The 15,802-nt window shown below is 44.9% G+C and carries 12 protein-coding genes; 1 reads left to right on the forward strand and 11 read right to left on the reverse strand.

The genetic code is table 11. The features are described 5' to 3' along the window. Positions 1 to 187: 187 nt before the first annotated feature. The 11 genes from rfbH to J4772_RS33160 form a co-directional block, all read right to left on the reverse strand. Positions 188 to 1,750 (reverse strand): lipopolysaccharide biosynthesis protein RfbH, encoded by a 1,563-nt coding sequence (gene rfbH / locus J4772_RS33110; RefSeq protein ID WP_247740922.1) that lies wholly within the window; start codon positions 1,748 to 1,750, stop codon positions 188 to 190. Beyond that, the gene (gene rfbG, locus J4772_RS33115; protein ID WP_209073126.1) at positions 1,747 to 2,826 is read right to left on the reverse strand and encodes a CDP-glucose 4,6-dehydratase; all 1,080 of its coding nucleotides are present in this window, start codon (positions 2,824 to 2,826) and stop codon (positions 1,747 to 1,749) included. The genes rfbH and rfbG overlap by 4 nt, the downstream gene beginning before the upstream one ends. Positions 2,827 to 2,997: 171 nt before the next feature. Next, positions 2,998 to 3,558 (reverse strand): ribosome hibernation-promoting factor, HPF/YfiA family, encoded by a 561-nt coding sequence (hpf, locus tag J4772_RS33120; RefSeq protein WP_116060604.1) that lies wholly within the window; start codon positions 3,556 to 3,558, stop codon positions 2,998 to 3,000. Positions 3,559 to 3,755: 197 nt separating this feature from the next. Next, positions 3,756 to 3,953, reverse strand: a complete 198-nt coding sequence (locus J4772_RS33125; RefSeq protein WP_116060605.1) for a cold shock domain-containing protein — start codon at positions 3,951 to 3,953, stop codon at positions 3,756 to 3,758. 381 nt (positions 3,954 to 4,334) lie between these two features. Beyond that, positions 4,335 to 5,405 (reverse strand): FkbM family methyltransferase, encoded by a 1,071-nt coding sequence (locus J4772_RS33130; protein ID WP_209073127.1) that lies wholly within the window; start codon positions 5,403 to 5,405, stop codon positions 4,335 to 4,337. Between the two features lie 173 nt (positions 5,406 to 5,578). Continuing rightward, on the reverse strand, positions 5,579 to 6,688 hold the full coding sequence (locus J4772_RS33135; RefSeq protein ID WP_209073128.1) for an FkbM family methyltransferase: 1,110 nt from the start codon (positions 6,686 to 6,688) through the stop codon (positions 5,579 to 5,581). Between the two features lie 122 nt (positions 6,689 to 6,810). After that, positions 6,811 to 8,094 (reverse strand): glycosyltransferase family 2 protein, encoded by a 1,284-nt coding sequence (locus J4772_RS33140; RefSeq protein ID WP_209073129.1) that lies wholly within the window; start codon positions 8,092 to 8,094, stop codon positions 6,811 to 6,813. Between the two features lie 53 nt (positions 8,095 to 8,147). After that, complete coding sequence (locus tag J4772_RS33145; protein WP_209073130.1) at positions 8,148 to 9,149, reverse strand: class I SAM-dependent methyltransferase; 1,002 nt, start codon at positions 9,147 to 9,149, stop codon at positions 8,148 to 8,150. Positions 9,150 to 9,925: 776 nt separating this feature from the next. Continuing rightward, positions 9,926 to 10,918, reverse strand: coding sequence for a class I SAM-dependent methyltransferase (locus J4772_RS33150; protein ID WP_209073131.1), 993 nt, complete (start codon positions 10,916 to 10,918; stop codon positions 9,926 to 9,928). Further along, positions 10,911 to 12,071, reverse strand: a complete 1,161-nt coding sequence (locus J4772_RS33155) for a class I SAM-dependent methyltransferase (RefSeq protein WP_209073132.1) — start codon at positions 12,069 to 12,071, stop codon at positions 10,911 to 10,913. The genes J4772_RS33150 and J4772_RS33155 overlap by 8 nt, the downstream gene beginning before the upstream one ends. 19 nt (positions 12,072 to 12,090) lie before the next feature. After that, positions 12,091 to 14,652 carry a CDP-glycerol glycerophosphotransferase family protein gene (locus tag J4772_RS33160; RefSeq protein ID WP_209073133.1) on the reverse strand — a complete coding sequence of 854 codons (2,562 nt, stop codon included), beginning with the start codon at positions 14,650 to 14,652 and terminating at the stop codon, positions 12,091 to 12,093. Positions 14,653 to 14,800: 148 nt separating this feature from the next. On the opposite strand from J4772_RS33160, the gene J4772_RS33165 reads away from it, so the two are divergent. Next, a complete protein-coding gene (locus J4772_RS33165; RefSeq protein ID WP_209073134.1) occupies positions 14,801 to 15,787 on the forward strand; it encodes a GHMP family kinase ATP-binding protein in 987 nt (328 codons plus the stop codon). Positions 15,788 to 15,802: the final 15 nt, after the last annotated feature.

Consider the following 15,802-nt stretch of genomic DNA (forward strand, 5'->3'; position numbering starts at 1 on the left):
TGCAACTTGTCCCTTTATTATACCTCACCTTGTCAGGGAGTGCAGTACCGATAATAACGCCATGAGGGACATACGCATCGTGAAAACAAAACGCCGCCCAACTCCATAGAAGAAGTCGAGCGGCGCGTGCTTCGCGTCCGAATGTTATTTAATTGGATTATATCATGTGCAGGCTCAGACATCAAACTCATCCCTTCGACACTACAAAACGCTTAATCTCCTCTACCATATACCGAATCTCCTCCGTGCCCAAGCCCGGGTACACCCCCAGCCAGAAAGAACGATTCATGACCTCGTCCGTATGGGTCAAATCCCCAATGACACGATATCCTTGCCCGGAGGCCCGCATCTCGTCAAACAAGGGCTGTCGCAACAGATTTCCCGCGAACAACATGCGCGTTTGTATGCCCCTGCTTTCTAAGTGTCGAACGATCTCCTCTCTGGTGAAGGGCGCGTTATCCCTTACAGTCAGTAGAAAACCGAACCAGCTTGGATCGGAGTTTTCTGTCGCTTTTGGGAGACAGAACAGATTAGCTAACGGGAGCAGGCCTTCGTGCAGCATCCTCCAGTTGCATTGTCTGGCAGCGACAATAGTCGGAAGCTTCTTCAATTGCGCGCACCCGATAGCAGCCTGCATATCGGTAATCTTGAGATTGTAACCGAAATGCGTGTACACGTACTTGTGATCGTAGCCTGCCGGGAGCTCGCCGAATTGCTGAGAAAACCGCCGCTTGCACGTATTGTCCTTACCGGAAGCGCACCAACAATCCCGTCCCCAGTCACGGAACGATTCGATGGCTCTTTTCAACCGGGGATCGTTCGTGTACACCGCTCCGCCCTCTCCCATCGTGATGTGATGCGGGGGATAAAAGCTGGACGTGCCGATATGGCCGACCGTTCCCGTCAGCCGCCATTGCCCTTCGTAAAAATATTTTGAACCCAGAGCATCGCAGTTATCCTCAATCAGCCACAGCCCATGCTTGTCACAAAACGCACGAACACGCTGCAAGTCGAACGGATTGCCCAGCGTATGCGCGATCATAATCGCTTTCGTTCGGGCGCTTAGCGCCGTTTCCAGATGGACAGTGTCGATATTGTAGGTTTCCGGGTCGATATCGACGAATACGGGCACGGCACCAAACTGCACGATCGGGTTCACCGTCGTCGGAAAAGAAGCCGCAACCGTAATGACCTCATCGCCTTTCCGAATTCTTCGATCCTTCAGCATCGGAGAGGTTAGCGCCATAAAAGCCAGTAAATTGGCGGAGGAACCGGAGTTCGTCACAAGCGCATACCGTACTCCGAGATAGTCGGCAAGCCCTTTTTCAAAGCGCTCTACATACCGGCCGCCGGTCAACCAGAAATCAAGCGACGAATCGATTAGATTAAGCACCTCGCGTTCGTCAAAGAAGCGACCTCCATAGGAGATTGCTTGACCAGGAGAAAAAACCTTCTTCGGGGAGTGTTTCACCCGATAATGGCGAGCCGTCTCCAGCAGAACTCGTTTTCTGAGGACTGCTTCGAGAAGTCGGCTCTCCGCCTGGGCCAAGAAGACCTCGACCTGATCTTCGGAGAGCGTGTAGGTTTTGCCCGCAACAATGTCCGATTCAGTTGCACTACTTGGGTTCGCCTCAGGCTTCAGCATCATAAACTGTGCTTCACCGCTGTCGTCGCTATCGGTTACAGCAATCGCCGACCGCAGCTCCCCTTTCCATTGAACTTGCCAAATCGAGCCCAGTGTAATCGTCATCTCGCCTCCCCCTCCTCATACTCGGCAATCTGGCGAAGGCATAGCTCAGCGACGTTTGCTCCTTTCAAATAGGCTTTGTGCCACTCTACCGTTTTGAGGAGTGCCGTGTGCAGATCCCAACGCGGACGCCAGCCAAGTCGAATGGCAGCTTTGGAGCTGTCGAGCTTCAAGGCTTGAGCCTCCGGCCAGCCCGGTTTCTCCATATCAAACGTTAAAAGCCCCCCGCCCGCTCCCCACAATTGCCGAAGCCGCTCCGCAACATGGCCGACTGTCTGTACATCGCGGTCATCCGGCCCAAAGTTCCAAGCCCCTCCGTACGCAGATCCCTCTTTGTATAAACACTCCGCCAATCGCGAATACCCCTCTACAGGCGCCAACACATGCTGCCAAGGCCGTGTCGCATGCGGGTGCCGCAGAGTCATTTCGCTTCCTTGCTGTAGAGCTTGCAGACAATCCGGGACGAGACGATCTTCGGACCAGTCGCCCCCGCCGATAATATTGCCGGCCCTCGCGGTAGCCACGGCTACTCCATGTTCCGTGTAACGCCCCGCCGGAAAAAACGACTCCGAATACGCATGAGTCGCTAATTCTGCGCACGCCTTCGAAGCCGAATACGGATCCTTACCTCCAAGGCGTTCATTTTCCCGGTATCCCCATATCCACTCCCGGTTCTCGTATACCTTATCTGTCGTCGCAACGACAACTGCCCGAACCGAAGGGCAGCGCCGAACGGACTCGAGCAAATTAACCGTACCCATTACATTCGTTGCGAAGGTAGAGACCGGATCGGCGTACGAACGGCGTACGAGAGGCTGGGCGGCAAGGTGGAAAACAACCTCCGGCTCGGATTGAAGCATAGTTTTCTTCAGATCGTCCAGATTTTGAACGTCTCCGTAGTTGTCGGTGAGTAACTGATCAATCCCACCCAGGCTATATAAGCTTGGCTCTGTATCCGGCCTTAACGCATAACCGTTCACCACTGCGCCTTGCCGAATCAGCGTTAAAGCTAGCCAGCTCCCCACAAAGCCCGTATGCCCGGTTATCAGCACTTTTCGGCCACGCCAAAAAACCTCCATTGCAGAACCTCCTTGCTTGCATAGCTGCCAGGTTGGCAGTTATGCGTTCCGTTCTTCATCATATGGAAAAGGGGGCTGGGAGGATTGTACTTCGGGGCGGGCGGCGAGCAGATGGAGACAAAATGAAAAGCCCCAGCGAGATCGCTGAGGCTGAATTGTTATTGTTATGGATTATTGCGCTTCAATCAGTCCGTACCTGCCGTCGTTCCGACGGTAAACTACGTTCACTTCTTTCGTCTCGGTATTGGCGAACACGTAAAAGTTGTGGCCGACAAGATTCATCTGCAGAATCGCTTCTTCGACATCCATCGGCTTCAAATTAAACCGCTTCGTTCTGACGAGTTCCATATCTTCGTCCTCGTCGCGGGCCAATGTCGTTACGCTGTTCCCGACGCCGAAATCTTCTATGAACAAAGCTCTCGCCGAGCCCGGTTCGCGGAATTTGCGGTTGATCTTCGTCTTATGCTTGCGAATTTGTCTTTCCAGTTTGTCCACTACGAAATCGATCGCAGCGTACATATCGTCCCGCTTCTCTTCGGCGCGAAGCATTGCTCCCGGAAGTGGAATCGTAACCTCGACGGCCTGATGGCCTTTCGTAACGCTTAGGGTTACGTTAACATCGGATTGTGGAGGTGTTTCAAAATACTTATCCAGACGACTCAGCTTTTTCTCGACGTACTCTCTTAATGCATCTGTGACTTCCATACGCTGACCTCGAATGTTGTATTTCATGGGGCAACTCCTCCTTTGCTTACCTCTATAATATCACATCCGCGATGGGCGTTTCAAAACATTCCGTTAATAATTTTGAATTTTTTGAAAACTTGGCTTATTAACTGCAAATGCCTTTTAGAAAAAGAAAAACCCTGGATTGCTCCAGGGAAGCGCTACGTTGCTTGTATGTGAGTTCGGCGATCGCGCCGGTAGGATTACGATTTGGTAACGTTAGCTGCTTGAGGACCGCGTGCGCCTTGCACGATGTCGAATTCGACCTCTTGGCCTTCTTCAAGAGCTTTGTAACCGTCCATTTGAATAGCCGAGAAGTGAACGAACACGTCGCCACCTTGCTCTGTTTCAATGAAACCGTAACCTTTTTCTGCGTTGAACCATTTTACTTTACCTTGCATGTGTTAAACATTCCCTTCATATTCAAATGACGTTAGACATAGGCACCAGTACCCAGCCCACAATTCGAATATAACATTAGGTAAAGATTGGTGTCAATTGTTTTTTGTAAGCGGTGTCAAACCGATTATACGAACAGTCTTGTCACATGATGCTCAAATTAATCCACAAACCGTTATCATTTTCTCAATGGATTTGTGAATAGTGAGCGACAGACTGTCCCGCTGCCCACATCACAGGTTGCTGTATAAGGCAATGATCCGACTGGTCCGCTCTTGTCGCGAAGTGGCCCACGAACTGCAAACATTAGTCATACCGTCTTCGAACCATGTCTACTAGCCGACCTGATTATAGACTTAGAATTCATAAACTCGGAACAGCCCTTAAACTGCATACAGTACCGTTTCATTATCGGCAAAACTATAATGTCTGATATAAAACTGATAATCCGGCACTAGGCTTTGTAAAAACAACTGAATTTCCAACATATCCTCCGGCTTGTGGTATACACATATTGCCAATCTAGGACGATACTTGACGATCGTTTCACGTGCTCCCTTCAAGGCTTCCAGTTCTGCGCCTTCGATATCCATCTTAATAAACGTGGCACGTGCTCCCTGCAACACACTGTCTATGCTTCGTACATTAATCGAATTTACTCCTTCAGAATCAATCGAAGAAGCCGAATCTCCCCTAGCGTCAAACTGCAATCGATCGTCGCGGCTCCAAACCCCTGCATTCAGAAGTTCAATATTACGAATCTCTTCTCGATAGATAATAGACTGACAGTTACGGTAGTTCGTCGTGTCAGGCTCAAATGCATAAATTTTGTCATAATCCCCCCCGCACCACTCTTTAAAAAGCAATGCTGTCCCACAATCATAACAACCTGCGTCAATAAATACTTCATTGGGTTGAGGAGTTATAATAGGAGCTTCGAAATACTGGCTCTCATCCCATGAAAGTCTTATATCCTCAAAAACAATATGATCCGCAGGGAATCCCAATATCTGCAATTCTTTGAATACCTCTTCATAGATAAACGGAGAGCCTATGATAACATAATCGTTCTTATGATTGATTATCAATTCCTCAGGTGAAATAACAGGTAGATTGCAATAGGTCGTTCCTTGCTTGGTAGTATCCTTGTCGCAAAAAGCATACCAATTAAATTCCTTAAATGCAGGAATCCATAGTCTCCCAAACACACCGGCGCCATAAACAATTAGTCGCGCATTACTCTGCTCGCTTATCCGCCGCAACTCCCCACTTAATTCTATCATTTTTTGGAATTTAAGGGTCAATTCCAACATCTCATATAAATATTTGTAATCGTTTGTTAAATTATAGTTCATTCGAGCTGTATAAAGTGCTTTCGATGTAGGATCCGCTAAGTTCGCATAAGCTTCCTGAGACAACTTAAAAAAACGATTTATTTCGTTTACTTCTGTCATAAAACTACCCCCAACCCCTCTAATATGGTTAGTCCCCACACTATGTCTTGGCAAACGCATCCATGATCAAATTATCAAAAATTTGCAATAATCTACTTGATTGGATTTTGCACCATCTGAACACATTAGAATAAAGGAAATGTCTTTGTTCGGATATTCAGATTGAATAACTCTTAAACCGCATATAGTACTGTTTCACACCAGAAATTACTGTAATGTCTGATGTAAAACTTGTAATCTGGTATGAGGCTTTGTAAATATAACTGAATCTCCAACAAATCCTCAGGCTTGTGATATACACACACTGCCAACCTAGGACGATGTTTGACGATCGTTTCACGCGCTCCTTTCAGCGCTTGCAACTCCGCACCTTCGATATCCAATTTAATTAAAGTAGCACGTTCCCCCTTCAACACGCCATCAATGCTGCGTACATTAATCGAGATAGCCCCTTCAGAATTAATTGAAGACGCCCCATCCCCTGCGGAATTAAAATTCAATTGATCATCGCAGCTCCATGCCCCAGCATTCAGAAGTTCAATATTGTGGAGCTGTTCTTGATTAATGGCGGATTGACATTTGTCATAGCACTCCGGGTCTGGCTCAAATGCATAAATTTTGTCGTAGTTCCCCCCACACCACTCTCTAAAAAGCAACGATGTTCCACAATCACAACAACCAGCATCAACAAATACTTCATTGGGTTGAGGAATCATTATAGGAGCTTCGAAGTACTGATTTTTAGTATCACATTGAAATCCAGAAGAACTTTGAAACTGTGCGAGTATATCCCCAAAAATAATTTGATCCACAGGAAACCCTGACCTCTGTAGTTCCTTGTAAACCTCTTCATAAATAAACGGAGAACTGATAACCACATGATCACTCTTATGATTGACTATCAATTCCTCAGGTGAAATAACGGGGAGATTGAAATATGTAGTTCCTAGCTTGCTACTGTCTTTGTCACAAAATGCATACCAATCCACTTTATCGAATAGTTCGAGCAGCGCGCCCCCAAACCAACCTGCCCCATAGATGATTAATCGAGTGCCATCCTGCTTGTTTATTCGTTGTAATCGCTCCCCAAGCAACTTCCGTCCTGAATCTTTTCCTGCAAAACTAGGACTCAATTCAACCATATCAAATAAAGACTTATAACTATTCGTTAAATTATATTGCATTCGAACCGCAAAAAGAGCTTTGGACAGAGGGTCCGCCAAACTAGCATAAACCTCCTGAGACAACTTAAAAAAACGATTCATTTCATTTTTTTCTACCATCAAATTATCCTCCGCTTTTCCTTTGAGCAATAAGGTTAGTTCATTACGATCAGACCTACTCATTTGTCGTCGAATACTCACAGTCGTTATTCGGCATAACCCCAATATCCCCCAATGCGTAGTTACTCCAACGAGGATAATAACTCAGCAGTCACGTCCTTAGAAGCTTCCTGCAAAATCGAAGCATACCTAGACTTTGGAATTTGAGCGAATTCTATTTGTTTCACCACTTCTTCATCGTTGAGGAGAGTTATCAGAATAAAATTATTTTCTGTCGCCTCTTGTAGATAGTCGTCCCAAGAACAGATCGAAATCCCCTCGAAGCTTGAACCTTGTTTGGAGGAATAATTGTCAATCACCTTCGCCACACGAATCCCTCGTTCCTGCAGAAAAACGGTGACATGCCGACCAACCTCGCCAGCGCCAAATACATATATCTTTCTTTCCCGCAACACTTCAAGCTGATTCGTGCAGTAATCTCTAACATAGTTCACTACGTTATGTTGTGCCCATCTCCATTTGGCGACTAGTGTATCTTCAAGACTCACCGAGTCATAGAACGCAATTCGTTTGTTCGATTCCCATATCCTTTGTAAAATAAGCTTCAAGCGTTCCAACATATTCTCCCGCTTATCTACATCCGATTCTTGTTGAAAAACATTTCTCCAGCTATTGAACAGTTCATGGTCCTCTTGCGAAATGGAAATATGGAGATTCCGCAACAAAGAGTTAGCAACGATCAAACCACTTTCAATTTCCAAAGCTTCTTTCTTTTGTTTTGTTATGTTATTTTCCCCGTGACGGTACTCGCCCAGCACTTCTGGAATATTAACAATATCCGCAACGACTAATACACGCGTCCATAACTCGAAATCCTCATTCAAATATGTATTGTCGTAGAACAAATCATGATCAATTATCATCTTTTTTCTTAACATTAGCGTAGAATGACACAGATCGCATTTGAATAGCAAATTAGTTCGTGTTTGCTCTGCCTTAACTGGCGGCCTATGAACCCAATTTATACCAGGACCGAAATGGTTCTGATACGTTCCGCATATGGCTACATTGGGGTTGGCATCCATTAGTTCCACTTGTTTAGCAAATCGCGTGGGATGCGAAAGATCATCCGCATCCATACGAGCAATGTACTGCCCTTCAGCTAGCCTTATGCCTTTGTTCAATGACTCCCCTAATCCTAAACGTTGATCATTCTGAACCAACCGAATCCGCTTGTCGCCCTTAGCGTACATCTCCACAATTTCAGCAGATCCGTCATTAGATCCGAATTCGTTGATGATAATAAACTCCCAATCTGTAAACGTCTGCCGCTGAATACTCTCAATGGATTCATGCAAATGTTGAGCGCCATTATAGACAGGCATCACAACTGAAACCTTAGGCAATTGGTAACACTCCCTCACAAATAATGCAGCCTACTCAATCGTCTCTTTCAGCATTATTCCATTATTTTCACTGCCACCTGCCAACCTCTCGGAATGAATCCTAAATATTCGAACTTAAATCCAGTTTCTTCGATAAACTCCATAAACGCTTTATATTCCCCATTCTTCCAATTGGGGTAATTGAAATACTCGTCGAATACAATAATCGTTCCGCTCACAATTCGATCTTTCAACTCATTGAATACCGTTCTAGTCGAAGAATATAGGTCACAGTCAATATGAATGAACGTACATTTCTGATCATTATTTTCCAGGAACTTCGGGAGCGTTTCGTCATACCAACCTTTAACAAGCTGTATATTTGGACGAACATTAGGAAGATGCGGCACTGCAAATATTCCTTTTTCGAATCCCGGATACCAATCCTCGGGCAAGCCTTCAAAAGAATCAAATCCATAAACCACTTCAGTCGGAACAAGCGAGGCAATCTGATTTAAGGACTCACCCTTGAATACACCGAATTCAAGATAAAGACCATTAACTAATGGATTGCGAAGAACGGATTGAAACAACATTTCCCGAGAATTGAATTGCGGGACGTGAAACATATTCTCCTTCACAAATGCAGCCGTTTCGAATATTGCCTCTTTCTGCATTTGAAGGTTGATATCCGTATATTCCGCATAAAGGTCTTGTAAGACATCTTCTGTCGTATACTTTAGAGTGGAATCGTACGTATAAATGGAATCGTACCTATACTGGGAAATCCCCGCATCATCTAGCTGACGAATGACTTGTCCCGCTTGGATAAGAGCAACTATAATAAAATCCTTGTCCATAGCTTGTGTCATATACGTATCCAACGAGTCGATTGAGATTCCTTCGAAGGTTAAACCCTGCTTGGAAGAATCGTTATCGATAATCATGTGTACATTGAGACCGAATGCCAATAAAGCCTCAACAGTATGTCTTCCAATCTCTCCAGCACCAAACACATAAATCTTACGTGTTTGCAAGAAAGCAAACCGCTCCAGGCAATATTTCTTAACTTTCATGGGGTCTTCTCTCCTCGTGCCGTCCGCACTCTCATAATTAGTTTGTCATCGATTAGATATTAAGATAATCCTCACACTTTTTCGCTCGAATAACGATATGAAAACAATCCGGATAGATCTCAACAGTTCCTTAATACGGAATGGGGTGGTTCGTTCCGCCTCTTGGAAGGTCTAAAGTATGAATGATCTCCGAGCACACTTCAAAGCCAAACTGCTCACGCTTCTCCACCCACCATTCATAAGGCCTGACAGTCACATATCAATTAACACCGGTGTCCGGATCAATATCATCCCAATTAGCAACAAAAGCTGACATCACATTATGGAAAAACATCTCCAGATCGCATTCCCGAGTGTGTTCCAACACTTCCCATGCGGTAATTACATCAAAAAGCTGCTACGTTCCAGTTTCTCGATCCACCAATGCATAAGACTTCGTTATATCGCATGTAAACAGGTTGTCCTTGAGCAGGCGCCATTCCGCGGACGCATCGCTTCCTTCTAGGTCCACCCTAAGATGTCCACGCAATACGGCATCTAACACCATGCCTCCACCAGAGCAACCTGAATCTAAGAAAGCGAGCTCCTTCTTGTTCAAGAACAAGGTTTCACACTTCTTAATCAGCCATTCATTCACTTATTCGTTCCTTTCTCTCTCGTTAGCTAACGCGTTCAGAGTAATGCAGAACAAATTCAGTAGGTTAAATTCGCGAAGAATAGCTTCGACTTTTTTTAATATGTTGCAACGGTCTCTGGCTTAGCGTCTCACAGCGTTATCAAATTATTTTTACCGCCACCTGCCAACCTCTCGGAATGAATCCTAAATATTCAAAGCTAAATCCACTTTCTTCAATAAACTCCATGAACGCTTTATATTCCCCATTCTTCCAATTGGGGTAATTGAAATACTCGTCGAATACAATAATCGTTCCGCTCACAATTCGATTTTTTAACTCATTGAATACCGTTCTAGTAGAGGAATACAGGTCACAGTCAACATGAATGAACGCACATTTCTGATTGTTATTTTCCAGAAACGTCGGCAATGTTTCATCAAACCAGCCTTTAACCAGTTGTATATTTGAACAAACGTTCGGAAGTTGCGTTACAGCAAATGTGCCTTTTTCATTTCCCGGATACCAATCTTCAGGCAACCCTTCAAAAGAATCAAAGCCATAAACGGTCTCAGTTGGAACAAGCAAGGCAATCTGATTTAAAGAATTACCCTCGTATACACCGAACTCAAGATAAAGACCATTGGCTACTAGGTTATGAAGAACAGATTGAAACAGCGCTTCTCGAGAATCAAATTGCGGGACGTGAAACATGTTTTCTTTCACAAATGCAGCCGTTTCGACTAGTGCCTCTTTCTGTATCTGAGCGTTGATATCCATGTATTCCATTACATACAGTTCTTGTAATACACTTTCTGTCGCAGCCTTTAGAATGGAATCGTACATATAATGAGAAATTCCCGCATGATCTAGTTGACCAATAACTTGTCTATCTTGAACAAGCGCAACTAGGATAAAATCCTTGTCAGTCACTTCTGTCATATACTTATCCAACGAGTCGATAAGGATTCCTGCGAAGGTTGACCCCTGTTTGGATGAATTGTTATCGATAATCATGTGTACATGGAGACCGAATGCCGACAAAGCCTCAACAGTATGCCTTCCAATCTCTCCAGCACCAAATACATAGATCTTACGTGTTTGAAGAAAAGCAAACCGCTCCTGACAATATCTCTTAATTTTCGATTTAGCCATTATTGGGATCCCCCACCTTTTTCGCTCGAATAACAACATGGAAACAATCCGGATAGATCTCAACAGATGGTTCCTTATATGGAATCGGGTGATTCGTACCGCCTCTTGGAAGATCTAAAGTATGAATGATCTCTGAGCATACTTCAAAGCCAAACCGCTCACACCTCTCCACCCACCATTCATAAGGCTTAACTGTCACGTGCCAATTAACACCAGTGTCCGGATCAATATCATCCCAGTTAGCAATAGAGGCTGCGAATATACCATTTGGTGCTAGATGTTTCATTACATTATGAAAAAACATCTCCAGATCGCATTCTCGAATATGTTCCAGCACTTCCCACGCAGTGATTATATCGAAAAGTTGCTGTGTGCCGGTGTCTCGATCCACCAATTCATAAGGCTTCGTTATATCGCATGTAAACAGATTATTCTTGAGCAATCGCCATTCCGCTCGCTGTAGAATAAGAGACGTATCGCTCCCTTCTAGGCCCACCCCAAGATGTCCACGCAATACGGCATCTAACACCATTCCTCCGCCGGAGCAACCTAGATCTAAGAAAGCGAGCTCCTTCTTCCCCGGGAAAAAGGTTTCACACTTCTTAATAAAGCGAGGATACCTTGTATTATCTCTAATTGTGCCATGTGGAAAAAGATGATCAATACTTTCGTAGGCAATCGGATGATCCGTAACAAGCTTTACATCATGCCCCGCCACGAAAGCCATTTGTTTCTCCAGCACTACCATAATATCACGATACGTGTAATCGATATGGGTATGAATTTCTTCAAATAGCCCTTGTAATACATCTTCTGTCGCAGCCTTTAGAATGGAATCATACCTATACTGGGAAATCCCTGCGTCCTCAAGCTGACGAATAACTTGTCTATCTTGAACAAGCGCAACTAGGATAAAATCCTTGTCAGTCATTTCTGTCCTATACTTATCCAACGAGTCGATAGGAATTCCTGCGAAAGTTGACCCCTGTTTGGATGAATTGTTATCGATAATCATGTGTACTTGGAGACCGAATGCCAACAAAGCTTCAACAGTATGCCTTCCAATCTCTCCAGCACCAAACACATAAATCTTACGTGTTTGCAAGAAAGCAAACCGCTCCAGACAATATCTCTTAATTTTCGATTCAGCCATTATGGGGATCCTGCTTTCTTTATGATGTTATATTCAACGAGTCGGCTACGAATCTCCAGATCTTCTCTCCGCTCGTGCCGTCTGCATTTTCTAGGCAAGCGTTAATTTCCTTGCGTTGTTTTTCACCCCAACTTGCGTTGTTGCCTCGGACGACCATATCCGTGAATACCTCCAAGGGAAGCAGATAATCATAAAAGGTGCTCCTCAAATCTATTTGCCCCTCAAAGGGAACAAGCCAGCAAGTCTCAATATACGTCTTCTCGTCGTCTGCCCGATCTAGGTTTACATTTAGCTTCCGCACCTCACCTGTACTCCGGTGAAAACCTATCATTTCAGTAGCTGTAACGGGATAGAACCAAATCCACTCTCCCTGTATGGCCGCTCCTGAAAATAAACGATCATCTGCATCTTTGTCATTATTTCTACCTTCATAACAAAATGGGTACCACGCTTGAAGTCTGGCCCATTTGGATTTAACCAAGCCCGAATGGGCAGCAACAACCTCGCCACTGGGCACATGTATTCTGACAATTTGGTTCGCATCTTGCGGAACAAGCCATATCCATTCCCCATCGAACAGTGCCTCCATGAACGGCTTCTTACCGCCTTTGAACCCCTTCGGCCATTTGTCGTATACAGTTTGTTCCCCTGTTGTCGGATTCCAGCGGATTACAGCAGCATTCGCTTCCGGAATAAGCCACAGCGCTGTCCCATCTGAAACGATTGCCCGAACAGGCTTCTGCAGAAAATCCAGTTTATGCAGACGCACGTCCCCAGATGCAAGGTCTCTTTCCAACAACGTTGCGCGTTCATATACCGACATCCACAACTGTCCAGCATGGATTGTACCGTCTGAGAACCTCAAGTCTGCTCCTTCATATGCATCATCGCTTATGCTTTCTTCCACCATCTCTCCTGTTTCCATGTTCAATTGTACTAGAGAGTTGCCATGTACAGGAAGCACCCATAAGTGAGACTCATGCTCTACAGCTGCAACAAAACCATCCCCTATTTGTTCGCCGCCCGCATGGGGAAGCTCATGTTTAATCAGTTTCCCTGTATTTCTGCTGTAGCGAATCAACGATGAAGAACGACCCGGGACAAACCACACATCGTCTTTCCAAGCTACGGATCGAATAAAACACCGAGCCAAGTCATAATTGTCAGGAGAAAAACCAGTAAGAGCAGACAATTCCTCCGTCTTTAAATCTAGCGTATAGATATGTCCCCTATTTAACGCAGGGAATAGCAACATATTCTCCTTGATCACCCCGGGAGCAACAGCAATAGGAACATATAACTCACTGTTAAAGTTCGATAACAATTGCTCCCCCCTTGACCTCGAATCCATCGCTGCTTTCCTGTCAGCGCTAGGACTCATTTTCAAAATCGGTTTGCCTGATAAAGCGTACGGAATAAGCACCGAGCTATAATCTCCAACATAGGCATCTGAACAGATTATGGCCGTATACATATCTTGAGATTCATCATAGACGGCATTAGGCATCCGTTTAAACTCGGTCACAAGCGTGAGATACGCGTTTACCATGTGGGGTCTCATTGATTTCAACGTCTGCAAGCTTAGCGGATGTGGTCTCCAAATCACTGAGGTATCGGAACGAGATGTTAAATAGTTAAATATATTTCGCATATCTCTTATGCACTGATCATCATTCAACAATCGATTTAACGTCGAGTTATAGAGAAACACTTTTCTCCCCTTAAGCACAGGTTCCCATTCCGGTGGCATTGGGGCCAGTTCCGACATCCGATTAATTAAGTAGTCCAGCTTCGGAGACCCAAGAGCTACCACCTTATCAGCTGGTATCGTTCCTTGCATCAAGTACTCCTGCCTAATAAATTCAGACTCAACGATTATCTTCCAAACATTTTTCATGGATGGGAACTGCGTTAGGCCTGCATTAATCTTTCCGAGCGAGACAAAATAAGGAATGTATACAAGTCTTCCCGTATATTGCGCCAACACTTGGCTGAAATATCCCGGATGCACCCGTGTTACTGTATTGTACCCATCATAAGGGTTGTGAATAAAAATCGCATCTGGCCTACTCTGACTTACATCATAATCCGCATAATGCGTGATATCCACATAAGAAGGAAACTTCTCTCCATCGTATTCTTCCGCAATAACTGCCAACCCCGGGCCTAAACTTTGATAAGGAATCGGCACCACGCGCACGTCGCACATGGGATCAGCTGTCGCTGCTCGCCAAACACTATCCAGTGCATCCCACATCTCTGCTTTATACGGCATAAAGACGACTTCATATTTTGCCATCACTTCCGCTTCAATCCACCGATATAAGTTATCAACCTGCTGCAACGCCTTTACATAATCTGAATTATTAATCGCTGAAGCGGACATATCACAATACTCAACATACCGTTTAACTTCTAATGTTTCTAATTCAATTGAAATTCTAGCAATACAATCAAGACAGTCACTACGCAGATAATCAGCTACACTCCCCTCCGGTGTATTCAAGTATTGCAGTGCCTCTATTAGCGTTTGAGTGAGTTCTAATATTTGTAATTTTCTACCTTGCCGCAAAGCTCTCATCCTCTCTTATCCCCTAGGAAATCACTTCTTCTTTTTTCGACACTTTGCACCTGTTATTTTACTCATTATATAATGTTTCTTCCGACCTTTTTCGATAATATAAGAGAAGGCTATGAAATAGCAGAAAAACCGCAAGGAGGGACTTACTTTGATAATTACTAGAACGCCATTCCGCGTAAGTTTCTGCGGCGGCGGGAGTGATCTCGCATCATTTTACGAGCAACACGGCGGATGCGTATTAAGCTCCTCCATCAATAAGTACATGTATATTTCTGTACACCCATACTTCGACGAAAAATACACTTCCCTTAAATATTCAGAGAATGAGCTTGTAGATGATCTTTCCAAAATCAAACATCGAATACTCAATAGCGTGCTCAATCAAAGAAAACTGTCCGGAGTTGAAATAAGTAGCACAGCAGATGTCCCTGCGGGAACCGGCCTCGGATCATCCAGCACCTTCACAGTGGGTCTTCTCCATGCGATCTATAGCTATAAAGGTCAGTATGTCTCGAAGGCTACACTTGCCGAAGAAGCCTGCGAAGTGGAGATTAATCGCTTGGGTGCTCCCATTGGCAAGCAAGATCAATACGCCGCCGCTTTCGGCGGTCTTAATTTTATTCGCTTTAAACGGAATGGCAGTACGTCAGTTGAACCAATCATGATGAAGCCAGAAACGTACAACAAACTCCAAAACAACCTTATCATGTTCTATACGGGAACGTCTCGTTCGGCAAACACCATTCTTAGCGAGCAGAAAAACAATATTTCTCAACAAGAAACCACCAAAAATCTTCAGCAAATGTGCACTCTTGCTGAAGAAATGAAGGCCGCTCTCCAAGAGGACGATCTATCCTCCTTTGGAGAAATTCTGAATCGCGGCTGGCTGCTGAAGAAGACCCTAGCCTCCGGTATTTCCAATCCGGATATTGACCACGCCTACGATGTCGCTATGGAGAACGGCGCGCTGGGCGGAAAGCTACTAGGTGCTGGGGGCGGCGGATTCTTCTTGTTCTACTGCGAGCCACATAATCAAGAGAAGCTAAGAACCGCTATTGGGTTAAAGAAAATGGACTTCAAATTGGAGTACGACGGTTCATCCGTCGTGCATGTTGGCGATAAATATTGGAACTAACTGTTCATCTGGAGG

This window comes from Cohnella sp. LGH (assembly GCF_017671885.1).
Taxonomy (GTDB): Bacteria; Bacillota; Bacilli; order Paenibacillales; family Paenibacillaceae; genus Cohnella; species Cohnella phaseoli.